The following is a 25,896-nucleotide window of genomic DNA, read 5'->3' as shown; positions in this document are numbered from 1 at the left end:
CAGCACGATCTCCAAGCCTTACACACTATTGCAAATGCAAATTATTATCAATAGTATTTGGCGTACAGTGCGTTCGGGCGGTGGCCGGCGATAGGGAAAAGTCGACGTTCCCGGTGCCGCCAACTACAAAATGGGTAGGCGTTGTGAATACAGAACTACAGTCAGAAAGCAGCAGATTATTGGCCAGCAGCAATGCGGGCAGTCCAGGGTGGTGGTTGACGGTGGCACGACGCGGTACGCCATGGGTAGAACCGGCGGGTAACGGCCGCTGGCGAACCACCTTTTTCTGGCGCGATCCTCAGGGATGCGAATTGACCTCCGCCTACCGTCGCGTGTGGATCAACATTAACTGCCTGACCGACCATCATCAGCCGAATCCGCCGCAAAGCCTGCAGCGTTTGGCCGGCACCGACGTGTGGTACTGGCAGACCGAGCTGAGTGGCGCCTGGCGCGGCAGCTACTGCTTTATCCCTTGCTTTGACGAGCGGCCGCCGGCGTTCAGCGGCGACGATGCGCACGCCAACATGCACAACCTGCGCCACTGGTGGCACCAGGTGTTCGCCAGCGCCACCCCCGATTTGCTCAACCCGTATCGCTCCTGGCAAAGCGCCAGCGGCCACAGCGTCTCCGGTCTGCACATGCCGGATGCGCCGCCGCAGCCGGTATGGCGCTCGTTCGACGAATATGAGATCGCCAGCGGGCGCTGCACGCCGCCGCTGCCGGCGCGTTTGCAGCGCCATACCTGGCAGAGCGAACGCCTGGGCAACAGCCGCGATGTCTGGATCTACACCACCGGCGACAGCAAGCCGGCCGAGCGTCCGTTGGCTATCCTGCTCGACGGCCAGTTCTGGGCGAAGCAAATGCCGGTCTGGGAGCCGCTGATGCAGCTGACCCGCGAGGGGGCGTTGCCGGAAGCGGTGTATGTGCTGATCGACATCATCGATCTGCCGCACCGGGCGCGAGAATTAACCTGCAAGGACGATTTCTGGCTGGCGGTGCAGGAAGAACTGATGCCGCAGCTGGCCGACTGGGCGCCGCACAGCGACAAACCGGCCGATACGGTGGTGGCGGGGCAAAGCTTTGGCGGCCTGGCCTCCCTGTATGCCGGGCTGCGCTGGCCGCAGCGTTTCGGTGCGGTGATCACCCAGTCCGGTTCCTACTGGTGGCCGCGGCGCGACATGCTGCAGCTGCCAAGCATTCCCGACGACGCCTGCTGGCTGATGCAGCAGATAGAACGGTACGGCTTGGGCAACCACGGCGCGCTGAAGGTATTTATGGAAGCCGGTTCGCAGGAAAAGCTGGTGCACCGGGTCAGCGGCGAAATGGCAGCGCGCCTGAGCGACGCCGGCCATCGGGTGCACTACCGGGTGGTGGAAGGCGGGCACGACGCGCTGTGCTGGCGCAGCGGCCTGACCGACGGGCTGCAGGCGGTCTGGGCTTCCGCTTTCGCCACCGCTTACCCGGCATCGGCGACGGCACGAGGAACACATGATGGAAAGCCTGAATCCGTTCGATGATCCACAGCAGCGCAGCCTGGTGCTGCGCAACGTACAACAACAATACAGTTTGTGGCCGGATTTCCGCGCCATTCCGTCCGAGTGGACGATCGTCTTCGGCCCGGCGGCGCGCACTGCGTGCGCCGAATGGCTGGAACAGCATTGGCAAGACATTCTGCCGGTCGCAGCACGCGAGGCGTGACCGGCGCCAGGTAATCACGGGAGCAATAAGCAGTGTCACACACCCCTAACTCTCTCAGCGGCCCGGCGCTTGCGGGCGAATGGCCGCTGGTCGCGGCGCAACCCGGCATCTGGGTCGCCGATCAAATTTCCCCGTATCGCAATGCCTACGCGGTGGCCCACGCCATCGAACTCAACGGCCCCATTGCCGTAGAGCCTCTGCTGCAGGCCATCATCCAGGGTCTGGGCGAGGTGGATATGCTGCGCCTGCGTTTTGCGGAACGTGACGGCGTGCCGGTGCAATGGTTGGATAACACGCTGGCGGTGCACGAGCCGGAACTCGTCGATCTGACGACGTCGCCGGACCCCGAAGCCGCCGCGCGCGCGCTGATGGATATCGATCTGGCGAGCGATCTGCGCGCCGGCAGCGGCGCGCCGCTGTATCGCCATGTGGTGATGCGTCTGGCGGATGACCGCTGGTTCTGGTATCAGCGCTATCACCATCTGCTGGTGGACGGTTTCAGCTTCACCGCCATCGCTCGCCGCGTGGCGGCGATTTACACCCATCTTTGCCGCGGCGACGCGCTGGAACCGACGCCTTTCACGGCGTTCAGCGACGTGGTGGCGGAATACCAGGCTTACCGGGAGGCGCCGGCCTGGCAGCGTGACGCCGATTTCTGGCTCGAGAAAGCGCGGCAGCTGCCGCCGCCTGCGACCCTTTGCCCGCAGCCGCTGGCTGGGCAAACCCCCACGCCGCGCATCCACCGGCTGGAACAGCGCTGCGATCCGCAGGCCTTCGCCGAACTGGTGCAGTGCGGCGCGCAGCAGAAGCTGAACGCCGCCGATATGGCGGTGGCGCTGGTGGCGCTGTGGGTATCGCGCCTGAGCGGCCAACCGAGCTTCAGCGCCGGTTTTATCTTCATGCGCCGCACCGGATCGGCCGCCCTGTGCGCCGCCGGCCCGGTGATCAACGTGCTGCCGATGGAGATGCATCTCGAACCGCAGGCCACGCTGTATGAGGCCGCCACTCGCATCAGTCGCGAGCTGAAAACGGTGCGCCGCCATCAGCGCTACGATGCCGAACAGGTGCAGCGCGATCTGGGGCGCATCGGCGACGGTGAACCGCTGTACGGCACGGTCTTCAACTTCAAAATGTTCGATTACCAGCTGGACTTCGCCGGTATCGAAGGCATCACCCACGATCTGGCTTCCGGGCCGGTGCGCGATCTGGAGATTGCGCTGTTTATCGACGAACACCATCAGCTGAAGGTGGAGCTGCTGGCCAACGCCGAGCGTTACAGCCGCCAGGAACTGCAGGCGCACCTGCAGCGGTTGCCGCTGCTGCTGGCGCAGTTCGCCGCGCAGGCAACGTTGCCGATCGGCGAAGCCGATATGCTGACCGCCGACGATCACACGCTGCTGGCGCGGGTCAACGACACGGCGCACCCGGTGCCGGCGACCACGCTGAGCCAGCTGCTGGCGCAGCAGGCGCAAACCACGCCGGACGCGCCGGCGCTGACGGATGCGCATTTCAATTTCACCTACCGCGAAACGCGCGAGCAGGTCACGGCGCTGGCGCGCGAGCTGGTTGCGCAGGGCGTGCGGCCGGGCGACATCGTGGCGGTAGCGCTGCCGCGTTCGGTGTTCCTGTCGCTGGCGTTGATGGCGATCGTGGAAGCGGGCGCCGCCTATCTGCCGCTGGACACCGGTTATCCGGATGAGCGGCTGGCGATGATGCTGGAAGACGCCGCGCCGCGGCTGGTCATCACCAACCCGGCGCAGCAGGCGCGCTTCGCCGACAAGGGCGAAATCTTGCTGTATGACGCGCCGCTGGCGGCCGATCACGCCGCCGGGGTGGCGATCGCGGGCCCGAAGCCGGACCATGCGGCCTATATTATCTTTACCTCCGGCTCCACCGGGCGTCCGAAAGGCGTGCTGGTCGGCCATCAGGCGATCGTCAACCGCCTGCTGTGGATGCAACACCAGTATCCGCTGGGGGCGGACGACGCGGTGCTGCAGAAAACGCCGTGCAGTTTCGACGTCTCGGTGTGGGAATTCTTCTGGCCGCTGATGGTCGGTGCCCGGCTGGTGATGGCGCCGCCGGAGGCGCATCGCGATCCGCAGCAGCTGCAACAGCTGATCGCGCAACACCGCATTACCACGCTGCACTTCGTGCCGTCGATGCTGGCGGCTTTTGTGGCCGCCCTGGACGACGACGCGGCGGTGGCGAGCTGCGCCGCGCTGCGCCAGGTGTTCTGCAGCGGCGAAGCGCTGCCGGCGGAGCTGTGCCGCCTGTGGCAAAGCCGCACGGCGGTGCCGTTGCACAACCTCTACGGCCCGACCGAAGCGGCGGTGGACGTGACCTGGCATCCGGCCTACGGCGACGCGCTGGCGAAGGTGACCGGCGCCAACGTGCCGATCGGCCTGCCGGTGTGGAACACCGGGCTGCGCATTCTTGACGCGCGCCTGCGGCCGGTGCCGCCGGGCGTGGCGGGCGATCTGTATCTGACCGGCGTGCAGCTGGCGCACGGCTATCTTGGCCGGCCGGATCTGACCGCCAGCCGCTTTGTCGCCGATCCGTTCGGCGAGGGCGGGCGCATGTACCGCACCGGCGACGTGGCGCGCTGGCTGCCGGACGGCGCGGTGGAATATTTGGGCCGCAGCGACGATCAACTGAAGATCCGCGGGCAGCGTATCGAGCTGAGCGAAATCGACCACGCCTTGCTGTCGCTGCCGGGCGTGCGCCAGGCGGTGACGCACGCGCTGGTGCTGCAGGGCACGCCGGTGGACGCCGGCGGCGATGCGCGCCAGCTGGTGGGTTATCTGGTGATGCAGCCCGGCGCGAGCTGGGATGCGGAAGCCCTGCGTGCGGCGCTGGCCGACCGCCTGCCGCCGCACATGGTGCCGGTGGCGCTGGTGGAAATGAGCGATTTGCCGCTGAGCGCCAACGGCAAGCTGGATCGCAAGGCCTTGCCGCAGCCGCAGGGCGGTGAACGCAAGGCAGGACGGCCGCCGCAGGCCGGGCTGGAAAGCGAGATCGCGGCGGTGTTCGCCCGCTTGCTGCAGCGCGAGCAGGTGTTCGCCGACGACGATTTCTTCGCGCTCGGCGGCCATTCGCTGCTGGCGATGCGGCTGGCGGCGGAGCTGCGCCGCGATCTGGGCAAGGCGGTGTCCGTCGGCCAGGTGATGGTGGCGTCGCGCGTTGAGCAGTTGGCCGCCTTGCTGGCGGAAGATCGCACGCAGGAAGAGGCCGATCGCAGCGGCTTCGACAGCGTATTGCCGCTGCGCGTCACCGAGGGGCCGACGCTGTTCTGTCTGCACCCGGCGTCCGGTTTCTCTTGGCAGTTCAGCGTATTGCCGCGCTATCTCGATCAGCACTGGTCGCTGGTCGGTATCCAGTCACCGCGGCCGGACGGCCCGTTGGCGCTGAGCGAAGATATGGATCAGGTGGTGGATGCCCACCTGCAGACGGTGTTGCAGGTACAGCCGCACGGGCCGTACCACTTCATCGGCTACTCGCTGGGCGGCACGCTGGCGCAGGGCATCGCCGCCCGGCTGCAGGCGCGCGGCGAGCAGGTGGCGTTCCTCGGCCTGCTGGATACCTATCCGCCGGAGACCCAAAACTGGGACGTGATGCTGGATGACAACGTGTTGAAGGAAGTGCAGCGCGAGCGCGAGCAGTTCCTGGCGGTGTCGCAGGATACGCTGGATCCGGCGCTGGGCGAGACGCGCACCGTGATGTTCGACAACATCGAAGCCAACTACGCCGATTCGGTGCGGTTGCTGTCGCACACGCGTACCGCCCGCTTCCGCGGCCAGGCGACGCTGTTCGTCGCCAAGCGCACATTGCAGGAAGGAATGGACGTGCAGCAGACCTGGTCGCAGTACGTCGATGCGCTGCAGGCGCACGAGCTGGACTGCGCGCATGTCGATATCGTTTCGCCGGCGTCGTTCAAAGTGCTGGGGCCGCTGCTGAACCGGATCTTGCGCACGCTGTAATCGCGCCCGTCATCTCGCCGCCAGGCACGGGGATGACCCCGCGTGTGGCGGCGTTTCTTGCGGTTGCTCATAGTTGAATATCAATGAGTTTTATTATCATTATTGATTTCGTCATCTGTGCTAGCATAGCGCCCCGCAACTGCAGAATCCCCGTTTAAAGATGTGGTGAACAACCGATGAGTAGCAAACCCTCCATCCTGCTTGATTTTAGCCTGCTGAAAACCAACCGGGCTTTCCGCGCGGTGTTCTGCGCGCGCTTTATCTCCATTGTGGCGCTGGGGCTGATGGCGATCGCCATCCCGGTGCAGATCCAGGCGCTGACCGGTTCCACCCTGCAGGTCGGGCTGGCGGTGACGCTGGCCGGCGGCGGCATGTTCGCCGGGCTGCTGATGGGGGGCGTATTGGCCGATCGCTATGAGCGGCGCCGGCTGATCCTGTTCGCGCGTTCTACCTGCGGCGTCGGCTTCGTCGGCCTGTGCCTCAACGCCCTGTTGCCGTCGCCTTCGCTGGCGGCCATTTATCTGCTGGCGGTGTGGGACGGCTTCTTCGGCGCGGTGGGGGTGACGGCGCTGCTGGCGGCCACGCCGGCGCTGGTGGGCCGCGAAAACATCGTGCAGGCGGGCGCCATCAGCATGCTGACGGTACGCTTCGGCTCGATTCTTTCCCCGGCGATTGGCGGCCTGGTGATTGCCCATATGGGCATTGCCTGGAACTACGGCCTGGCGGCGTTTGGCACCCTGTTGACGCTGCTGCCGCTGCTGAGCCTGCCGCAGCTGATGCCGCCGCCGCAGCCGCGTGAACACCCGCTGCGCGCGTTGGCGGGCGGCTTCGCCTTCCTGTTCCAGAACAAGGTGATCGGCATGGTGGCGCTGATCGGCGCGCTGCTGACCATGGCCAGCGCGGTGCGCGTGCTGTACCCGGCGATGGCGGAGAGCTGGCACATCGACGCTGCCCACCTCGGCTATATGTATGCCGCCGTGCCGCTCGGCGCGGCCATCGGTGCGTTCACCAGCGGGCGCGTGGCACACGTGGCACGCCCCGGCTGGGTGATGCTGCTGACGGCGATCGCGGCGTTCGCCGCCATTGGCCTGTTCGGCCTGATGCCGTGGTACAGCCTGGCGTTGCTGTGCCTGGTGGCGTTCGGCTACCTGAGCGCGCTGAACTCGCTGCTGCAATACGGCCTGATCCAGAGTCTGACGCCAGACAACTTCCTCGGCCGCATCAACGGCCTGTGGACGGCGCAGAACGTGGTGGGCGATGCGCTGGGCGCACTGTTGCTGGGGGCGATGGGCGCCTTCATGCTGCCGGCGATGAGCGCCAGCGGTTTCGGCTTCGGCGCGGCGGTGCTCGGCATCCTGTTGCTGTTCGCCATGACCGGTTTGCGCCAGGTGACGCTGCACAAACCAGAGCCGCAGAACGAGGCGCAACCAGCCAGCGAAAAGTAACGTCATGCGCTAATGCGACGCTGTGGGATCAAATAGCAATGCTTATCATCGGCATGCGTAAAACCCACAGCGTTTATGTCATGATTTCGAAATGAAAGAAGTGCTTACGTTTATTGACATAGCAAATATCGGCGAGTAATTTAGCGCGGAATTAACTCAAATGATAATCATTATTATATTGGTTATCACTTCAAATCCTTGAGGGCGAAGCGATGGATACTGCCGTGAACGACATCAATCGAAAGGAAATGCAGGAGCGCGAAGAACACCGGTTCGCCGCTGATTTTTCTCCGGCGTCGGGCTTCTTCTTTACCTCCCCTTTCCGCAGCTTGACCACCACCGGTTGTTTCAGCCGCATTCGCCTGCCGGCCGCGGACGGCGCCGACCTGAACGGCGAGTTCCAGCGCAGCGTACGGCAGGCGTTTGCCGATGCCCGTCAGGCCGGCATCAAAAACCCGCTGCTGTGCGGCGCCATTCCGTTCGATACCCGGCAGCCTTCGGCGCTGTTTATTCCGCAGCAGAGCCGCTGGTTCGATCGCGCCGCCTTTATGGCCGGGGTTCGGCCGGCGGCGAACGGCCCTGAACTGGCCGGCGTGACGGAGCTGCCGCCGCAGCAGCCGTTCATGAACATGGTCAGCGATGCCGTCGACGCGATGAAGGCCGGTGAGCTGGATAAAGTGGTGCTGTCGCGCCTGCTGGAGATCGAAACGCGCCAGCCGGTGGATCGCCATGCGCTGATGGCGCGCGTGATTGCTCAGAACCCGCACGGTTTCCATTTCCATGTGCCGCTGGAGCAGGGCGCGCTGTTGGGCGCCAGCCCGGAGCTGCTGCTGCGCCAGGACGGCGGCCGTTTCTATTCCAACCCGCTGGCCGGTTCCGCCCGGCGCGAGGCCGACCCGCTGCGCGATCGCGAAGTGGGGGAGCGGCTGATGGCCTCGGCGAAAGATCGCCACGAGCATCGCATCGTCACCGAAAGCATGCGTGACGTGCTGGCCGGCCGCTGCCGCTACCTGAACGTGCCGCACACCCCTGAATTGTTGACTACCACGACGCTGTGGCATCTCTCCACGCCGATCGACGGCGAGGCAGCGTCTCCAGATGAAAATGCCCTGTCGCTGGCCTGCCTGCTGCACCCAACGCCGGCGCTGTGCGGCATGCCGACGGCCGAGGCGCATGCCCTGATCGGCAAGCTGGAGCCGTTCGATCGCGGCCTGTTCGGCGGCATCGTCGGCTGGTGCGACGACGAAGGCAACGGCGAGTGGGTAGTGACTATCCGCTGCGGCACCGTTGACGGCAACCGGGTGCGGCTGTTTGCCGGCGCCGGCATCGTGGAAGACTCTTCACCCGAATCTGAATGGCATGAAACAGGCACCAAACTCAGCACCATTCTGCGTGCCTTTGGTATGAATCAAGGATAACGACAAGATGAGCATTGCCTTTACCCCCTGGCCGGCGGAGTTCGCCAGCCGCTATCGCGAACGCGGCTACTGGACTGACAAGCCGCTGACCGAGATCCTCGACCGCCAGGCCAACAACGACGCCCCGGCGATTATCGACGCCCAGGGCAGCCTGACCTACCGCGAGCTGCAGCAGCGTTCCGATCGTCTGGCGGCCGCTCTGCTGCGCCGCGGCGTGAAACCCGGCGACACCGCGTTGGTCCAACTGGGCAACGTGGCGGAGTTCTATATCGTGTTCTTCGCGCTGCTGAAAATTGGCGTGGCGCCGGTCAACGCGCTGTTCAGCCATCAGCGCAGCGAGCTGAATGCCTATGCCGAGCAGATCAAACCGGCGCTGCTGATCGCCGATCGCCAGCACGGGCTGTTTGCCGACGATCAATTCCTGAACGCCTTCCGCGATGCGCATCCTTCGCTGCGGGTTGTGGCGCTGCGCAGCCAGCCCGAGGGCGAGCTGGCGCTGGCCGCCTGGCTGGACGAGGCGAGCGACGGTTTTGTCGCGCAGCCTTCCGCGGCCGATCAGGTGGCGTTCTTCCAGCTTTCCGGCGGCAGCACCGGTACGCCGAAGCTGATCCCGCGTACCCACAATGATTACTACTACAGCATTCGCCGCAGCGTGGAGATCTGCCGTTTCGACGCGCAGACCCGCTATCTGTGCGCGCTGCCGGTGGCGCACAACTACCCGATGAGTTCGCCGGGCGTGCTGGGCGTGTTTTATGGCGCCGGACTGGTGGTGTTCGCCGCCGATCCGGACGCCGGGCAGTGCTTCCGCCTGATCGAACAGCACCAAATCAACGTGACGGCGCTGGTGCCGCCGGCGGTCACGCTGTGGCTGCAGGCGATCGAAGAGTGGGGCGGCAATGCCCAGCTCGCCAGCCTGAAACTGCTGCAGGTGGGCGGCGCCAAGCTGGGCGAAACGCTGGCGGCGCGCATTCAGAACGAAATCGGCTGCCAACTGCAGCAGGTGTTCGGCATGGCGGAAGGGCTGGTGAACTACACCCGGCTGGACGACGACGAACGCCACATCCTGACGACGCAAGGGCGGCCGATGTCGCCGGACGACGAAGTGTGGGTGGCGGATGACGACGGCAATCCGTTGCCGGCGGGCGAGGTCGGGCGGTTGATGACGCGCGGGCCTTATACCTTCCGCGGTTACTACCAGAGCCCGGCGCACAACGCCGACGCCTTCGATGCCGACGGTTTCTACTGCTCCGGCGATCTGATCAGCATCAGCGAAGACGGCTACATCACCGTGCAGGGGCGGCAGAAAGATCAGATCAACCGCGGCGGAGAGAAGATCGCCGCCGAGGAGATCGAGAACCTGCTGCTGCGTCATCCGGACGTGATCAACGCCGCGCTGGTGTCGATGCCGGACGCGCTGATGGGGGAGAAGAGCTGCGCCTATATCATCGCCAACGCGCCGCTGAAGCCGGTGGTGCTGCGTCGCCACCTGCGCGAGCAGGGCGTGGCGGACTTCAAACTGCCGGATCGCTTTATTCAGGTGGACAGCCTGCCGCTGACCCCGGTCGGCAAAGTGGACAAAAAACGGCTGCGCCAGCAGCTCGACGCGCAACTACAGACTCAGGCTCAGGGAGATTAATCGATGGCCATTCCAAAACTTAATGATTACGCGCTGCCGACGGCGGACGAACTGCCGCAAAATAAAGTCACCTGGCAGGTAGAACCGCAGCGCGCCGCGCTGCTGATCCACGATATGCAGCAGTATTTCCTCAATTTCTGGGGCGAAGACAGCGCGCTGATTAAACAGGTGGTGGAGAACATCGCCAGCCTGCGCCGCTACTGCAAACAGCAGGGCATTCCGGTGTTCTATACCGCGCAGCCGAACCAGCAGAGCGATGAAGATCGCGCGCTGTTGAACGACATGTGGGGGCCGGGCCTGAACAAACACCCTGAGCAGCAGGCGGTGACCGCCGCGCTGGCGCCGGACGAAGACGACACGGTGCTGGTGAAATGGCGCTACAGCGCCTTCCACCGCTCGCCGCTGCAGGAGATCCTGCAGGAGTCCGGCCGCGATCAGCTGATCATCTGCGGCGTGTATGCGCACATCGGCTGCCTGACCACCGCCATCGACGCCTTCATGCGCAACATCCAGCCGTTCATGGTGGCCGACGGCCTGGCGGATTTCTCGCGCGATGAACACCTGATGGCACTGCGTTACACCGCCGGCCGCTGCGGCCGGGTAGTGACCACCGCGTCTCTGTTGCCGGCTGCCGGTATCGCCAGCATCGATGCGCTGCGTCAGCAGATCCTGCCGCTGCTTGACGAAGACAGCGAAGACATGGGCAACGATGAGAACCTGATCGATTACGGCCTGGATTCGGTGCGCATCATGGAGCTGGCGACCCGCTGGCGCAAGATCCGCGGCGACATCGACTTTATCGCGCTGGCGCGCAACCCGACCATCGACAGCTGGTGGGCGCTGCTTTCCGAAGAGAAAGCCTGATTTTAATAACGAGAGAGGGCGGCCGAGCGGCCGCCCCGTTGGCTCTATAAGGAGATTTCGATGAAGACTTTGATCACCAAGGGAAAACTTGCGGCATTTCCGCTGATGCTGCTGTCCACGCTGCTGTTCTCCAACTCGTTGCTGGCGCAGACCGCGCCGGAAGTGCTGCGCAAGCCGGTTGGCAAGGGCGCCTATGAAATGGCCTACAGCCCGAGCGAGAACGCGCTGTACCTGGCGACGTCGCAGAGCCGCAAGCTGGACAAGGGCGGCATCGTTTACCGTCTGGATCCGACCACGCTGGACGTGACCCAAATTATCCATAACGACATCAAGCCGTTCGGCGCCGCCGTCAACGCCAAGACCGGCACGCTGTTCTTCGGCAACACCGTCAATAACTCGGTGACCGCCATCGACGCCAAGACCGGCGACGTGAAAGGCCGCCTGGTGCTGGACGCGCGCCAGCGTTCCGAGACCGTCAAGCCGCTGGCGCCGCGCGAGCTGGTGGCGGATGCCGACAGCGATACCCTGTACATCACCGGGCTGGGTGAATCCAGCGTGGTGTGGGTGGTGGACGGCAAGGATTTGACCCTGCGCGCCACCGTGACCGACACCGGCAAATACGGCACCGGCCTGGCGCTGGACACCGCCGCCAAGCGTCTGTACGTCACCAACGCCGACGGCGAGCTGGTGACCATCGACACCCAATCCAACAAGGTGCTGTCGCGCAAGAAGCTGGATGAGTCCAAAGAGCACTTCTTCCTGAACATCAGCCTGGATACCGCTACCCATCGCGCGTTCATCACCGATTCCAAGCAGCCGCAGGTGCTGGTGGTGGATACCCGCAACGGCAACGTTCTGAGCAAGATCGACGTGCCGGAATCGCTGGCGGTGCTGTTCAACCCGGCGCGCAATGAAGTTTACGTCACCCATCGCCAGGCGGGTGAAGTGAGCGTAATCGACGCCAAAAGCTACAAGGTGCTGAACACCATTAAAACGCCGACCCATCCGAACAGCCTGGCGCTGTCGCCGGACGGCCAGACGCTGTACGTTAGCGTCAAGCAGGCTTCCAGCCGCGAGAAAGAAGCCACCGCGCCGGACGACGTGATCCGCGTAGCGCTGAAATAATCCCGCTTAGGGTAAGCACACACCGAACAGGCGAAGCGGCGACGCTCCGTCTGTTTTTTTTCGCCCAAGGATCTGCGGTATAAAGAGTGCATTGATCCGTTAACCCGAAGGAACGTTGGTTATGCCCGCCTCGCGCACCCCGCTGTTGTTGTCCGTTATCACCCTGCTGCTGCTGGCCGCGCTGATCCACAGCGGCATCCGCCCCTACGATCGCACCACCTGGCTGATGGAGGTGGCGCCGGTATTGATCGCCTTGCCGCTGCTGTGGCTGACCCATCGCCGTTATTCGCTGACGCCGCTGCTCTACACGCTGATTTTCTTCCATGCGCTGATCCTGATTTTCGGCGGTATGTACAGCTACGCCCGCGTGCCGCTGGGGTTTGAGGTGCAGCAGTGGCTGGATCTTGGCCGTAACCCATACGACAAACTGGGGCATTTCTTCCAGGGGCTGGTGCCGGCGCTGGTGGCGCGCGAGATCCTGCTGCGCGGCGGCTATGTGCAGGGCCGCAAGATGCTGGGTTTCGTGGTGTGCTGCATCGCGCTGGCCATCAGCGCCGTTTACGAGCTGATCGAGTGGTGGGCGGCGCTGGCGCTGGGCCAGGGCGCCGACGAGTTTCTCGGCACCCAGGGCGACCCGTGGGATACCCAGTCCGACATGTTCTGCGCGTTGCTCGGCGCGCTATGCGGTTTGCTGCTGTTCGCCGGTTGGCAAGACCGGCAAATTCGCCGCCTGCGCTGAGTATTTTCCGACATTGCTCAGACCCGCCCAGTGGCGGGTTTTTTTATTTATACTCAGCTTGTTAATCCACTCTGCACGCGCGTGGAATCAGCAAGAGGCGGCAAAACGCACTCTGTGAATTGTGTAGGTTTATTTCATATCTTTTTGTTTTTATTGTATTTTGATATTATTGTTAAGAATTTTCTTATTGGTTGCGCTATGCTAATATTGCCATGTTTGGTAGGGGATAATTGGCGTTAATTAGTTTATCGCGCAGGGAATTATGAGATATATAATTAATAATAATATTAAATATCATGAGGATAGATCGGAGCTGATCTCGCTGCATGATGACATCCCGCCGATTGTGTTGACGGCCACGCTGAACCGCCTGCTTTCCGCCCTGGTACGCAACAATAACCTGGTGCTTTCCCGCGATACGCTGCTAACACAGGTGTGGGAAGCGCACGGACAGGTCGCCTCCGGCAACAACCTCAACAACACCATCTCGATTCTGCGCAAAGCATTCTCTTCGCTCGGTGAGGAAGAGATCATCGTCACCCTTCCGCGGCAGGGGTTCATGTTTACCGCCCGCGAGCTGAAGACGGCGGACAGTTTGGCAACAGCGTTGCCGACAAGCGAAGAACAGCCTGCCCCGGCCCCAGTGGCATCATCTTCCGCTGTGTCGGGGCGGTGGAACCGCTTGAATGTCCTCGCATTGAGTGTGCTGTTGATCGTGGCGATGCTAGGGGGCATTTGGGCCTGGCAAGATTCCGGCTATCCGGCAATTAGCACCACCACGGTGGGGAAAATTGGTCAGTGTGAGGTTAAATTTATCACCTCCTACCACAAGGTCGGCCCTAATCAGGTGGATTTAGCACATCTGCAACAGATGCTGGATCAAAAAAACCATATCAAATGTAATGAGCCGGCGACCATCTTCTACTACGACACCCTGTCAATAACGCCAAATACCACGGGGCAGGTCAGAGCGTCTTATTTCTATTATTGTCCGTCGGGAAAAATGGCGACGGGCGAAGTGCAATGCGAGAACTTCTATGAAAGCACGGGGCTGTAGTTTTTTCCGCACCTATTGCTACGGCCTGTTGGCCGCTCTGGCGTTGATTTGCTGCGGTGTCTCCGTCTACCTGCTGTTTTTAAAGCCTCAGGTGCCGGAATGCCGGGCGGTGTTGTGGATGAGCAACCAGCAGGGCGACAAGACGCTGCGGCGCGCTCTGCTGATCAGCGTGCTGCCCGACGGCGCGCGGCGCGCGGTGGTGCGGATCAACGGCAGTTTGTTTGATAACGAGGTGAGATACAACATCGATCGGGCGCTTGAGCTGGATTATCGCCGGCAGGGGGGCAACTATATATTCAATGTGGTCAGTAATACCCGGATGCCGCAAGACACGCTGAAATCCCCTGAGTTAAATCTGCGCCTGCCGCTGGAAGGGCGGCGATATCATCTGCACATTGAACAGGTGGATAAGCACCACTTTCTTTTCGTGAACAACTACGGGCCGATGTTCGTCTGCGCCACGGCATCTGGCGGATAGCCCCCGGTGACACCGGGGGCCGTTTATCTGCGGACCCTGGGGATAAATGGCAAAAGTATTAAGGCTGTTTATTGTCGATATAATTGTTGATGCACGGGCTGTTACCCGAACGCGGGCAAAACGTGAGCCACTGTTCAGTGTTCTCGGTACCTTCATTGCGAATGTTGTCGTAGTAATAGACATCCGCTCGTTTTTGGCAGCTGAACCCGACGCGCCGTATTACCTGCTTGATGTAATCCACATTGCCGCTGCCCAGCCTCATACTGTATATCTGGCAATTCTCATAGCTGCCTAATGGGTAGACGCTGATGCGCGTGCTGTTTTGGTACAGGATCACGATCGCAAATGGTACCAGGCAGGCGGCGGCGATCATCAGCAAACGTTGTAATAAGCGGCGAAGATTGACGGCCGTATTATTTGACGATGCAACCGTCGCTGATTCTGCAATATTACTCTCTTTATTATCAGTCTCTTTCTCTCCATCAGTTCTATGAATACTCAAAGCGCTAAATTTAAACCCCTGCCGAGGATAGGTAACGATAATTTCTTCTATACCGAACTGTGCCAACGATTTACGTAAGCCGGACACATAATTATTCAGGTTATTACTTGAAGCTTTTAGCCCATGTTCGACCCAAACATCATTAATCAGCCGCTCACGTAGCATAAGTTGATGATTGTTTCTGATGAATAACGATAGCAGTCGGCTGGTCGGTTTAAGTAAAGCTACTTTATTGTTGGCATTATCAATATGCGCCAGCGTACCTTCTTCCTCATTATAGAGGATACTGTTGTTGATGATAAAAATCATTTTTATAACCTGCAACTTTCCTGTCGAGAGATTATTCTGAGACTTGAAAGGGCTTTTTTCAATCCTTCGAAATGCTTGTAAGTCGGATTTTTCTCTATATCGCTATAAATAATATATCCCGCCTGTTACTTGCCAGGTTTTTAAAAATAAATATCGGTAATTAAAGGGTATTTGTTGGAGTTAAAACCTATTTTTATCCTATTTTTTTATAAAAATCCTGTGTTTTTGTATTTCTGCGACATAACATTTTATTTTTTGGTTTTGGGGTGTAACTTTGTACTCACTGATACGGAGCGCAAAAACGCAGCGTATTAGCCACGTAAATCATGTTCGTGAATATATCTGGAGCATTGATAGCGTGACTCTTATGGATTTAATTGACTCCACTGCTTACTAAGGAATGTAAGGGATTTCTATGAAACTGAATAAAATTATGCTGGCCGCAGTGATGGCTCTGGGTGTTTCCTCTTTCGCTAACGCAGCAAATCAGGGCAGCGGTTCAGTCACCTTTACCGGTGAAATTATCGATGCGCCATGCTCAATTGCACCGGGCAATATCGATCAAACCGTTCCTCTGGGCCAGATCTCAAACCTGGGCCTGAAAGACGGCCGTGAGTCGCTCGTTAAAGAAAGCTTCTCGATCAAATTGGAAGACTGTACTGCGGCAACGGCGCAAACCGTGAAAACCACCTTTACCGGTGAGCCGGGCGGCTCTGCTGGCACCGACAAGAAAATGGTTGCTTTTGGCAGCGGCAGTACCGCTAAAGGTGCCAGCATTGTCATTACCGATTCTAACAACAGTAACGCCGTGGTTGAGTTGGGCACGGCAACTGCCGGCCAAGTTATTGCTAAAGGCGATACTGACGCTGAACTGAAATTCCAGGCCTTCCTGAAAGGCAATGGCGGTGCTCTGGACACCATCGTTCCCGGTGCGTTCACCAGCGTTGTTAACTTTGCACTGAACTATCAATAAGTCATATTCAGCATGCGGGTAACCGCATGCTTTTTAAAATGGAATCTTATTGCCAGGAACACGCATATGTTTCAGAAAACCCAGGTCTTAGTGGCCCCCTCCCTGTTGATCCTGATTTTTATTACCCAGCCATTAATGGCACAAAGCTCTGTGATTGGGTGGGGAAGAGTCAATATGGAAGGTGCCATTGTCAATGCCGCTTGTGCTATTGAGGCAGCGAGCCGCGATCAAACCATTGATATGCAAACATTGCCGGTAGCACAAATTGCCCGCGACGGTCACGGGCTGACCAAAACATTCAGTTTGCGGTTATTGAATTGTAGCTTGGCAGACGTGGGGCAAATGCAACCTGGTCGCCAGCATTTTCAAATGACGTTTGATGGCCGGGCCGATAATGGATTATTCGGCGTGACGGGAGAAGCAAAGGGAATTGCATTACGCCTTTCAGACGGTGTAGGCAATGTGATTTACCCAGGCTTAGCCATGCCAATAAATGGGTCAATAATAAAAGAAAGTTATTTAAAATATTCCATGCAGCTGGTAGCTAATCGCCAGGTATTGCATGCCGGGGATTATAGAACCGCTATCCGTTTTAAATTGAATTACTACTGATTATAAATAAGTTAAAGGTTGGCGGCAGCATGAAATCGAACGCAAATAACTCGAAAGCACCTTTATTGAGCCTACTGGGCGTGTGTGTTGCTTTAGCGATATGCAGTGTGCCTTTTCAATTGCAGGCGAGCGGTGAAGTGCAGTTCAACATTGATGTGTTGGATCTAAACGACAGGAAAAATATTGACCTGAGTCAGTTTTCCCGTGGCGGCTTTATTATGCCGGGGAAATATACCATGTCGATTCATCTGAACACACAGGTTTTGCCCGAAGAGTCTATCGCCTTCTATGCGCCGGAAAATGATGCCAAGGGAAGTGCAGCGTGCATATCGCCTGCGTTGGTTGAAAAGCTCGGGTTTAAAACAGAGATCTTGGCCAAGTTGCGGTGGTGGCATGGCGAACAGTGTCTGGACCTCGCCAGCCTTAACGGTTTGGAGGCCAAAGGGGATTTGGCAACATCCGCCCTGTATTTAAATGTGCCACAGGCTTATCTGGTGTATTCGTCCCCGGATTGGGATCCGCCGTCGCGTTGGGATGAAGGTATTCCAGGCTTGTTGCTGGATTATAACCTGAATTCACAGGTACAACGCACTCAGCAAACCGGGCTGCAGTCCTACAGCCTGAGTGGGAACGGCACGACAGGGGCCAATTTGGGGGCCTGGCGCCTGCGTGCTGACTGGCAGATGAATATCAATCATCAAACCGGTTCCGGTTTATCGACGCAGCAAGATTTCGACTGGAGCCGGTATTACGCGTTCCGCGCGTTGCCTGACTGGGGGGCTCGGCTGACCTTGGGAGAGGATTATCTGGCGACGGATATCTTCGACAGCTTTCGTTACACCGGCTTCAGCGTAAGTTCGGATGACAATATGTTGCCGCCTAACCTCCGGGGCTATGCGCCGGAAGTGACGGGGATAGCCAAAAGCAACGCTAAAGTCGTCATTAGTCAGCTGGGCCGGGTGTTGTATGAAACCCGGGTTGCGGCGGGACCATTCCGCATCCAGGACATTAATGACTCGATCAATGGGCAGTTGGATGTGCGGGTGGAAGAGCAAGACGGCAGCATACAGGAGTTTAAGGTCGACACCGCCAATATTCCTTATCTGACTCGGCCAGGAACGGTGCGTTACAAATTTGCCGGCGGTAAGCCTTCAGACTGGAACCATCGCGTTCAAGGGCCTCTGTTCGCCACCGGCGAATTCTCCTGGGGGGTGAGCAACGGTTGGTCGTTGTACGGCGGTGCCTTGGGGGGCGGGGACTATAAAGCGTTGTCCATGGGGCTGGGGCGCGATCTGCTGGCCTTTGGAGCGGTGTCATTTGACACCACGCAATCACGAGCGGAATTGTCGCAGCAGGGGGGCACTAAAAGCGGTGGGTCATACCGGGTCAGTTATTCAAAAAGTTTTGATGAATACGACAGCCAGATCACCTTTGCCGGCTATCGTTTTTCTGAGCAGAACTTTATGACCATGAGTGAATATCTCGATGCCCGTTATGGTGACAGTCGCCTTGGGAAAAGTCGTGAGATGTACACCATCACACTCAATAAACAGTTTCGGGATTTGGGCATAAGCACCTATCTCAATTATAGCCACCAGACGTATTGGGATCAGCCCGTGACCGAGCGTTACAGCTTAGCGCTTTCTCGTTATTTCGATTTGGGGGCGCTGAGGAATATGAGTGCGTCGCTCACTGCGTATCGAAATAAATATCAAAGGACCAATGACGACGGCATGTATTTGTCCTTCACCTTGCCGTGGGGGGTAAATTCCAACGTTAGTTACAGCAGTTCGTGGAACCGTAACGAAAACACACAGCGGGTGGGATATTACCAGAGGCTGGATGAGCACAATAACTATCAGTTGAGCAGTGGCCTCTCACGCCAGGGGGGCTCGGCCAGCGCTTTCTATACCCACGAAGGGGATAACGCGCGCATCAGTGCCAACGCCAGTTACCAGGGGGGCGGCTACTCATCTATGGGGCTCTCTTTACAAGGCGGAATGACAGCCACCGCCAAAGGGGCGGCGCTGCATCGAAACGGCACGTTTGGCGGTACGCGTTTGTTGCTGGATACCGAAGGCGTGGCTGGGGTTCCAGTACGCGGATTTGGCGCGACGACGCGCACTAATGGGTTTGGCAAAGCGGTGGTTGCGGACATCAGCAGTTATTACCGCAGTAGGGCGAGTATCGATCTCAACACTTTGCCGGATGACGTTGACGCAACGCAATCGGTGGTGCAGGCGACATTGACCGAGGGCGCGATTGGCTACCGGCGTTTCAACGTGATTTCCGGGCAAAAGGCGATGGCGGTGATCCGCCTGACTGACGGCAGCGCTCCGCCGTTTGGCGCAGTGGTCTACAACAGCCGGCAGCAGCAGACCGGTCTGGTGAATGATGAGGGTAGCGTGTACCTGAGTGGTATTCAGCCCAATGCGGAGATGACGGTGAATTGGGATGGTAAAGCGCAATGTCGGATCGCATTGCCGGAAATTCGCACGGATATAGCGCTGAGCAACCTGCTGTTGCCATGCCGGGCGAACACCGGGGTACAGGCGGAATAAACCGCTGCGCGTATCACTATTTAAATTTAAGTAAGTGCAAGCTTTATGAGACGGAACAATTTTATGAAAAAGAACATAGTAAAAGTATTCTCAATTGTCGGTGTGCTGTCGGCAACGGTATTGAGCAGCCCGGCTCAGGCCGCTATCGCGCTGGATCGTACTCGAGTGGTTTTTAACGGTGCGGATAAATCAGTAAGCCTAAACATCAGTAATAAAAATACCCAACTGCCGTATTTGGCGCAGGGCTGGCTGGAAGATGCCGACGGCAAGAAAATTACCAGTCCGCTGGTGGTATTGCCGCCAGTGCAGCGGTTAGAGCCTGGGGTGCAAAGCCAAATAAAAGTCCAGGCGACGCCGGCGGCGAATTTGTTAGCGCAGGATCGAGAAACGCTGTTTTATTTTAACCTGCGTGAAATTCCGCCGAAAAGCGAGAAAGCTAACACGCTGCAAATCGCTTTGCAGACACGCATCAAGCTGTTCTATCGCCCTGCGGCGATTACACCCAGCAAGGGTAGCGCCTTTACGCCGTGGCAGGAGAAGTTAACGCTGACGCGCCAGGGGGCGGGCTTCCAGGTGAATAACCCTACGCCTTACTACATTACTCTGGTCGATGCCAGCAGCAGCAAAAAAGGAAAAACGGCACAGGGCTTTGAACCGCTGATGGTACCGCCTAAAGGGAATATTGCGCTGGGGGCTTCTGGCTTGGGTGATGCGCCGGTGCTGACCTATGTCAATGATTACGGCGGGCGCCCGGAGCTGACGTTCAAGTGCGGCGCCAGTGATTGCCAGGTTGTGCCAGACGCAAAAGGGTAACCGATGCCGGTGTTCTATTTTACCGGTTGAAGCGAGCGGGGAAGAAGCAATGCAAAGAATGGGCAGGGGTTACAGCGATCTGCGGGGCGGCTTTTTAACACGGCAAGCAGGCATAGGCACCCTATTGGCGGTGGCCTTGCTGGCAACCAGCTTCGCCGAAGCGGACGAAGGGAATCACGGTGTTCTATTTGTCCATGGCGCATTAACCGAAGGGGCCTGTCGGTTGGATATGGCGTCGGCATATCAAGATGTCTGGTTGGGGGAAACGACAACGGGCAGTTTGGCCAGGGTGGGCGAACGCACTAAACCGGTCGCTTTTCAGCTTCGCTTGCGAGACTGCCTGCGAATGGGGGGGGCAATACAAGATGCCCGCTTGGGCAATCGGGTATGGGATGCCTATCAGCCGGCCGTTACGGTGAGTTTTAACGCACCCTTCGACGCGGATAACGCGCAGTTGGTCAAAGTCCGTGGGGCGGGGGGGCTGGCACTACGCTTGCTGGATGGCGACAAAAAGGATGTGCGTTTAGGCAGCCGCAGCCGGCCACGGCTGTTGGCAGGTGCAAACGACGTGTTGAATTTCTACGTAATGGCGGAGCGCACGCGCGCGCCTATGGTTGCCGGCGCCTACCAGGCAGCGATTGATTTTCGGATGAGCTATGACTGAGGCGGAAACAATGGGCAACCCAGGGTACTGTGCGTGGCAAAAGGCGAGGGAATGCATACGGCTCTGTTGCGCCCTGGCGGCAACCATGGCGACGACCTCCGCGTTAACCTTGTTGGCGGTGCTGCTGGTTAGCCAGGCCGGATGGGCCGCTACGGTGACGGTGACCGTAAAAGGCGTCATTGTTGCCAAGCCAAAATGTGAAATTAATGGTGGACAGGATATTAACGTACCCTTCGGTGAGCTGACCACGATCAAGATTGATGGCGAAAGATACGGTAAACGGCAGATCCCTTACTCGGTGACTTGCAGCGGCAATACCTCAGGTAGCGCCGGGTTGTTGAAAATTAGCTTACAAGGGTTGGCACCGGATTTTGGCGAAGGCTTATTGCGCACCAATAATAACGATTTGGCAATTAAGCTGGTGCAAGAGAATGGTCAACAGCTGCGGTTGAATGCCTGGCTTAATTTTACCTACCCATATACGCCGGCTTTATATGCTGTACCGGTCAAGCGCAGCGGCGCCACGCTGCACGGGGGCGACTTTTCCAGTGCCGCCACATTGCTCGTAGAGGTTCAATAAGGAGATGAACATGAAAAAAGTTAATATGAACACAATGAAGATAAAGTGCTGTTCAGGCATGGCTGCAATACTTTGCATGGGCTTGCTGGCGACCGGTTCTGCGCAAGCGGTAAATGTAAAGTTTACGGGGAAATTGGTAGAGCAACCTACCTGTACGCTGAATGACGGCAAAGACATTAGCGTGGATTTTACCAATGTCGTCATCAATAAAATTGACGGTGTTAGCTACAAAAAAATGGAGATCCCCTACAGCGTTTCCTGTAACGGTGGCTCTGCGAATGCGGGCGATCTGAAGGTGAAGCTGGGTTTTACACCGGTATCCTGGGGGGATGGCAAGCCTTTACAGTCCAGCATTGGTAATCTTGGGTTGCGCATTACGCAAGGTACAGGTGACACCACCTACGTCAGTGACACCAAACTGATCATTGATGCGGCTAATCCTACTAAGCTCTATGCGGTACCCATCGCACGGTCTGGAAGTATGCTGGTAGGCGCAGACTTTACCGGAGCTGCGACCCTGACCGCCGAGTATGAGTAATAGTGGCTTCTGCAACCGGGCGGAATATGCCTGGTTGCAGGAAACACGACTTAGTTGCGTGAAAATTTGAAAGTATTATTTAAATATTGCACTGGAAATATTAGTTCTTGGTGTTACTGGTAATTAACAAGCTAACTAAATTAATAGTGAGTTTGTTCATGATGCGTGGCTGATAAAAATAAATTTTTTATTAGCCAACTACTATCTTTGCTGATTTTGTTTTTTAATGTATTTTTTGGTTTTAAAGAGGTATTTATGAGGGGCAGTTATTCATATTTTTTTAATTTGAAGGTATCATGGATAATTAAGTGTGTTTTACCTGTTTTTATTATTTTATCCCCGTTCAATAAAGCAACGGCCAGTATAGTATGGGAGACCACTTATGCACCCATAGAAAAAGATGGGAGTATTGTGGATGCAAACTCTTACAAGGCTACAGGGGTGATTGTAAGCATTGACTATAATGATCCAACCCCTAACCCTTGTTATCGAACACATGGTTGTAATATATCTCTTGGTGTTTTTCATAACTTTTCAGGTCTTGCCACTGGCAATGGTCCATACAGAGAATATATAGGGGCATGGTCTCCAACGGGAACGTATTGGGGGGGGGGGGAACGAAGAAAAAACAATGGGGGAACTGTATAAGTCTCTTAACACGAAATCGAATAGTTTTTTGGTTGGAAAAACTGTTATTGGGTATACTTCTCCTAGATATTTTTGTGACCCTGAATTATATTCTACAGGATGTATTATCACAAACAAATGGGAGGCGTATTCAAAAGTGTGCTTCATACTTGGTTATGATCAAACTGGTAGTAGTACGTACAAGTATCCCTTTCCTGGGCAAAGTTGTATTGGCCCAACACCGCCCAATAATCAATGCAATATTGATGCCGGTTCGGTGACGCTGGATCACGGGCAGTTAGGAACTGATGAGGTTAATGGAAATAAGAGAAAGGAGAGTTTTAGAATTTCCTGTACCTACCCGGCAAACGCGAATATCGCTTTGTTGAGTAATAATGGCAATGAAAAAATTATGTTAAAAGGCGATAATAGTCTCTATTCCACCGTGACTATCGATGGCGTTCCCGGCATGACGGGTAAGAAAATTAACATTCCTACTGGTGGGGTATCTATTGACCTGGAATCCACCTTACATACTGTCGGCAATGTTGAAGAAGGGCCATTTAGTGGCAATGGTATTCTTATCATAAATGCTTATTGAGTATGTTTACAGCAAAGATATAAAATCGATGCGATACAAATTCACCGCTTAGATATTGAGTGTTCGATGAGAAAATAAATTAATTTTGTGATGTTCTAATCCGAACGTGTTCATATTTTCTGCTGGCTACGCTCGCATGCTATTATTAAGAGGTTATAGATGAAGATGATTAACATTATCATTGATGATGACAATAGCTATTTTTCTGCTGGCCTGCAGAGCAGTATTAACGAATATGCTCGGCTCAATAATAAGTCGGTTTTTTTTCTAAAGCGGAATGCGGTGATTCGGCCTGATGTAGTATTCGTTTCTACACGGCGGGGGTCCCAGAGCTGGCGCAGAACGGCTTATGATAATGGTCGCTCGCCCGTAGTCACGATCACGGAAAGGCCCGTGGTTGCCACTAATCCGCCCCCTCGCGTGCTGTACCGAACGGACCGGCCGGCTAAGTTGTTTGAATTGCTGGCCGAGGTCTTAGCCAACACGCGGTCGGAAAGATTGTTCGATCACTCACCTTTGACCCTGCGCGAGCGGCAGGTCATGGGCTATCTCAGAAGAGGGCTCGATCAGTCGCAAACCGCCAGAGTATTGGGCGTTAGCGTCAAAACGATTCACAGCCATAAACGGTCGGTAATGAGCAAAATGATGCTGAGCCGATCTCATGACTTTATTTATTGGTTACTCTCGCATGAGGAAGAATATTCCTAATCGTTATGAGGGGTATTCTGTTTTTCATTTTTACTATATCTTTTTAAATTCCATTTAAATAATTAAATTCATTTTGTGAATGATTGTTTGTTTTTAATTGACTATAAATATTTCAGGAGCTAATTATGAAGAAAACGGCTATTTCATTGATTCTCGCCTGCACGATGTTGTCGACTTACGCGCACGCCGGCTTTAACGGTAATCAAGGCGTCTCAGGGAATGAGGGGGGCGGTAACGGCGCGGGAAACAGCAATGTCGGTGTATGTATTAACGGCAACGGCCAAAATGCGGGGCAGTGTACAGGGGAAAGCAACGGCGCCGCCAAACCGAAAGAAAAAGACAAAAGCGAGACGTTGAAGTCCATTTGTTCTTCACCCTTTATGAAAAAGTATGCCGCCATCTGTCAGTAGTGATTATCCATATTAACAAGCAGGGATGCCTCCCTGCTTTTTTTGTGATCCTGGCCGGAGAGGGTTATGGATTCAGTTCTAAATATAACCCTAGGGAAGAATACCAGTCTGGTTTCTGGTTAGGTGGTTTTTTAGAAATAAAGCGCGCCAATAAGCGTTACCAAAGGAAGGTACAGTGAGTTTATTTTTTCTGGCGATTTTACTGTTTTTCCTGAGTGTGTTTTCATTTTTTATGCATGCGAAACGTATGAAAAAAAAACGTTTGACGCTACAGGGAGAGATGGTTGATAGAATGATGCGGCGGTGGCCGTGGGGCTAATGGTAATGTAATCCCCTGGCGCCGCTCGATGATGAGCCCTGTCCCTGAAAAGCAAAAACCCGCCATAGGCGGGTTCTCTCAATAGGGCGACCGGACTCGGACAACCGGCGCCTGCGCCGCGTTGAACCGCGCTTCAGCGCTGGCCCGCAGGATGAGGCCTTTGGCCGAATAATCGAACGTAGTTCGATGGAGAGTCCGTACCCCGGAAAGCGAAAAACCCAGCCATAGGCTGGGTTCTCTCAATAGGGCGACCGGACTCGGACAACCGGCGCCTGCGCCGCGTTGAACAGCGCTTTAGCGCTGGCCCGCAGGGTGAGGCCTTTGGCCGAATAATCGAACGTAGTTCGATGGAGAGTCCGTACCCCAGAAAGCGAAAAACCCGCCATAGGCGGGTTCTTCTGAATATGGTGCCCGGACTCGGAATCGAACCAAGGACACGGGGATTTTCAATCCCCTGCTCTACCGACTGAGCTATCCGGGCAACGCGCAGCATTAAACCGTATTGGCCGATGGCCGTCAACGGCTTTATACGTGAAAGACGTTAAAATGCCTCCGGTTGCTGGCTTTTCAGGCAAAGGGCGCAAAAAATGCGCCTGTTCCGGCTATCACCTTGGGTTGGCGGCGGCGTAAGCGCGGCTCGCTCAGCTCAGCGCCCCGTTGCGGCGGCACTGCGCCACCTGCAAGATGTCTTCCGCCAGCCGTTTGGCGACCGATACGTCCTGGAGCTGGCGTTTTACCAGCAGTTTGCTCAGGCAGCCTTCCTGAATCAATTCCATTTGCTGCGCCACCATGTCGGCGTCGTCGGCGTCCATGTCGCGCAGCAGTTCGCGGGTCAGCTCCAGCGAGGTCAGCTTTTGCTGCTCCGCCAGCTGGTGGATCGGGTGATCCGTTTCCGGGAAGAAGCTGCAGGCAGCGATAAACAGGCAGCCGGGATAGCGGTCTTGCTGCACGTATTCCGCCAGCACGTCATAGCGCGCCAGCAGCTTTTGCTGCGGGCTCAGGTTTTCATCCAGCAGCAGCTGGCGGCGCCAGGTGTCGATCTGTTGGCCGTGGTAGCGCAGGCAGTCGTACAGCAGCGCTTCGCGATCCGGCCAGAACCGTTTGAGATCGCCGGGCTGAACGTCGAGTTTTTCCGCCAGCATCTCTAATGTGGCGGTCGCCAGGCCCTGTTGTTCCAACAGGCCCAGCGCGGTATCAAGGACGTGTTCACGTTGCACTTGTGCTTCCTCCTCTTCAGTTCAG

The 25,896-nt window shown here is 57.2% G+C and carries 24 protein-coding genes and 1 tRNA gene; 22 read left to right on the top strand and 3 right to left on the bottom strand.

From position 1 onward, the window contains the following. Window positions 1-143: 143 nt before the first annotated feature. The 11 genes from fes (at window position 144) to ACUTSC_RS23790 (ending at window position 14,437) form a co-directional block, all read left to right on the top strand. Window positions 144-1,517, top strand: a complete 1,374-nt coding sequence (gene fes / locus ACUTSC_RS23840) for an enterochelin esterase (protein WP_197767144.1) — start codon at window positions 144-146, stop codon at window positions 1,515-1,517. Further along, window positions 1,492-1,698 carry an MbtH family NRPS accessory protein gene (locus ACUTSC_RS23835; protein WP_197767166.1) on the top strand — a complete coding sequence of 69 codons (207 nt, stop codon included), beginning with the start codon at window positions 1,492-1,494 and terminating at the stop codon, window positions 1,696-1,698. Before fes ends, ACUTSC_RS23835 begins: the two co-directional genes overlap by 26 nt. A gap of 32 nt (window positions 1,699-1,730) precedes the next feature. Next, a complete protein-coding gene (locus ACUTSC_RS23830; protein ID WP_197767143.1) occupies window positions 1,731-5,675 on the top strand; it encodes a non-ribosomal peptide synthetase in 3,945 nt (1,314 codons plus the stop codon). Window positions 5,676-5,851: 176 nt separating this feature from the next. Then, on the top strand, window positions 5,852-7,120 hold the full coding sequence (entS, locus tag ACUTSC_RS23825) for an enterobactin transporter EntS (RefSeq protein ID WP_103774166.1): 1,269 nt from the start codon (window positions 5,852-5,854) through the stop codon (window positions 7,118-7,120). A 212-nt stretch (window positions 7,121-7,332) separates the two neighbouring features. Continuing rightward, a complete protein-coding gene (locus tag ACUTSC_RS23820; protein ID WP_197767142.1) occupies window positions 7,333-8,538 on the top strand; it encodes an isochorismate synthase in 1,206 nt (401 codons plus the stop codon). 7 nt (window positions 8,539-8,545) lie between these two features. Next, window positions 8,546-10,174 carry a (2,3-dihydroxybenzoyl)adenylate synthase gene (locus ACUTSC_RS23815; protein WP_197767141.1) on the top strand — a complete coding sequence of 543 codons (1,629 nt, stop codon included), beginning with the start codon at window positions 8,546-8,548 and terminating at the stop codon, window positions 10,172-10,174. A gap of 3 nt (window positions 10,175-10,177) precedes the next feature. Then, complete coding sequence (locus tag ACUTSC_RS23810) at window positions 10,178-11,038, top strand: isochorismatase (RefSeq protein ID WP_047569701.1); 861 nt, start codon at window positions 10,178-10,180, stop codon at window positions 11,036-11,038. 105 nt (window positions 11,039-11,143) lie between these two features. Next, window positions 11,144-12,163: a 7-bladed beta-propeller protein YncE gene (yncE, locus tag ACUTSC_RS23805; protein ID WP_443003615.1), complete on the top strand. Its 1,020-nt coding sequence runs from the start codon at window positions 11,144-11,146 to the stop codon at window positions 12,161-12,163. Window positions 12,164-12,284: 121 nt separating this feature from the next. Continuing rightward, a complete protein-coding gene (locus ACUTSC_RS23800; RefSeq protein ID WP_197767139.1) occupies window positions 12,285-12,902 on the top strand; it encodes a DUF2238 domain-containing protein in 618 nt (205 codons plus the stop codon). A 262-nt stretch (window positions 12,903-13,164) separates the two neighbouring features. Then, entirely contained in the window at window positions 13,165-13,959 is a 795-nt protein-coding gene (locus ACUTSC_RS23795) for a winged helix-turn-helix domain-containing protein (protein ID WP_197767138.1), read from the top strand. A gap of 118 nt (window positions 13,960-14,077) precedes the next feature. Then, complete coding sequence (locus ACUTSC_RS23790; RefSeq protein WP_197757325.1) at window positions 14,078-14,437, top strand: hypothetical protein; 360 nt, start codon at window positions 14,078-14,080, stop codon at window positions 14,435-14,437. A 58-nt stretch (window positions 14,438-14,495) separates the two neighbouring features. Here ACUTSC_RS23790 and ACUTSC_RS23785 read toward each other — a convergent pair whose 3' ends face one another. Then, window positions 14,496-15,248 carry a winged helix-turn-helix domain-containing protein gene (locus ACUTSC_RS23785; RefSeq protein ID WP_197767137.1) on the bottom strand — a complete coding sequence of 251 codons (753 nt, stop codon included), beginning with the start codon at window positions 15,246-15,248 and terminating at the stop codon, window positions 14,496-14,498. Between the two features lie 415 nt (window positions 15,249-15,663). Here ACUTSC_RS23785 and ACUTSC_RS23780 point away from each other — a divergent pair, with 415 nt between their 5' ends. The 11 genes from ACUTSC_RS23780 (at window position 15,664) to ACUTSC_RS23730 (ending at window position 24,335) form a co-directional block, all read left to right on the top strand. Then, complete coding sequence (locus tag ACUTSC_RS23780) at window positions 15,664-16,221, top strand: fimbrial protein (RefSeq protein ID WP_197767136.1); 558 nt, start codon at window positions 15,664-15,666, stop codon at window positions 16,219-16,221. 66 nt (window positions 16,222-16,287) lie between these two features. Beyond that, on the top strand, window positions 16,288-16,833 hold the full coding sequence (locus ACUTSC_RS23775) for a fimbrial protein (RefSeq protein ID WP_445653575.1): 546 nt from the start codon (window positions 16,288-16,290) through the stop codon (window positions 16,831-16,833). A 29-nt stretch (window positions 16,834-16,862) separates the two neighbouring features. Beyond that, window positions 16,863-19,394 (top strand): outer membrane usher protein, encoded by a 2,532-nt coding sequence (locus tag ACUTSC_RS23770; protein WP_197767134.1) that lies wholly within the window; start codon window positions 16,863-16,865, stop codon window positions 19,392-19,394. Window positions 19,395-19,457: 63 nt separating this feature from the next. Continuing rightward, window positions 19,458-20,207, top strand: a complete 750-nt coding sequence (locus ACUTSC_RS23765; protein WP_197767133.1) for a fimbria/pilus periplasmic chaperone — start codon at window positions 19,458-19,460, stop codon at window positions 20,205-20,207. Window positions 20,208-20,256: 49 nt separating this feature from the next. Then, entirely contained in the window at window positions 20,257-20,871 is a 615-nt protein-coding gene (locus tag ACUTSC_RS23760) for a fimbrial protein (protein ID WP_197767132.1), read from the top strand. An 85-nt stretch (window positions 20,872-20,956) separates the two neighbouring features. Then, on the top strand, window positions 20,957-21,451 hold the full coding sequence (locus ACUTSC_RS23755; protein ID WP_197767131.1) for a fimbrial protein: 495 nt from the start codon (window positions 20,957-20,959) through the stop codon (window positions 21,449-21,451). Between the two features lie 10 nt (window positions 21,452-21,461). Further along, window positions 21,462-21,989 (top strand): fimbrial protein, encoded by a 528-nt coding sequence (locus ACUTSC_RS23750; RefSeq protein ID WP_197767130.1) that lies wholly within the window; start codon window positions 21,462-21,464, stop codon window positions 21,987-21,989. A 165-nt stretch (window positions 21,990-22,154) separates the two neighbouring features. After that, window positions 22,155-22,637 carry a hypothetical protein gene (locus ACUTSC_RS23745; protein WP_197767129.1) on the top strand — a complete coding sequence of 161 codons (483 nt, stop codon included), beginning with the start codon at window positions 22,155-22,157 and terminating at the stop codon, window positions 22,635-22,637. Then, a complete protein-coding gene (locus ACUTSC_RS23740) occupies window positions 22,621-23,217 on the top strand; it encodes an MrpH family fimbial adhesin (RefSeq protein WP_197767128.1) in 597 nt (198 codons plus the stop codon). The genes ACUTSC_RS23745 and ACUTSC_RS23740 overlap by 17 nt, the downstream gene beginning before the upstream one ends. Before the next feature lie 159 nt (window positions 23,218-23,376). After that, a complete protein-coding gene (locus ACUTSC_RS23735) occupies window positions 23,377-23,925 on the top strand; it encodes a LuxR C-terminal-related transcriptional regulator (RefSeq protein ID WP_197767127.1) in 549 nt (182 codons plus the stop codon). Window positions 23,926-24,050: 125 nt separating this feature from the next. Then, the gene (locus tag ACUTSC_RS23730; protein ID WP_197767126.1) at window positions 24,051-24,335 is read left to right on the top strand and encodes a hypothetical protein; all 285 of its coding nucleotides are present in this window, start codon (window positions 24,051-24,053) and stop codon (window positions 24,333-24,335) included. A gap of 724 nt (window positions 24,336-25,059) precedes the next feature. On the opposite strand, the gene ACUTSC_RS23725 is transcribed toward ACUTSC_RS23730, so the two are convergent. Both ACUTSC_RS23725 and dicD read right to left on the bottom strand, forming a co-directional pair. Then, a tRNA-Phe gene (locus ACUTSC_RS23725) sits at window positions 25,060-25,135 on the bottom strand. 160 nt (window positions 25,136-25,295) lie between these two features. Beyond that, entirely contained in the window at window positions 25,296-25,871 is a 576-nt protein-coding gene (gene dicD / locus ACUTSC_RS23720; RefSeq protein WP_015376374.1) for a division control transcriptional repressor DicD, read from the bottom strand. Between the last annotated feature and the right edge of the window lie 25 nt (window positions 25,872-25,896).

This window comes from Serratia sp. TSA_105.2 (assembly GCF_052692115.1).
The sequence above is the reverse complement of the archived record's forward strand: the minus strand, read 5'-3'. Positions and strand labels throughout refer to the sequence as shown.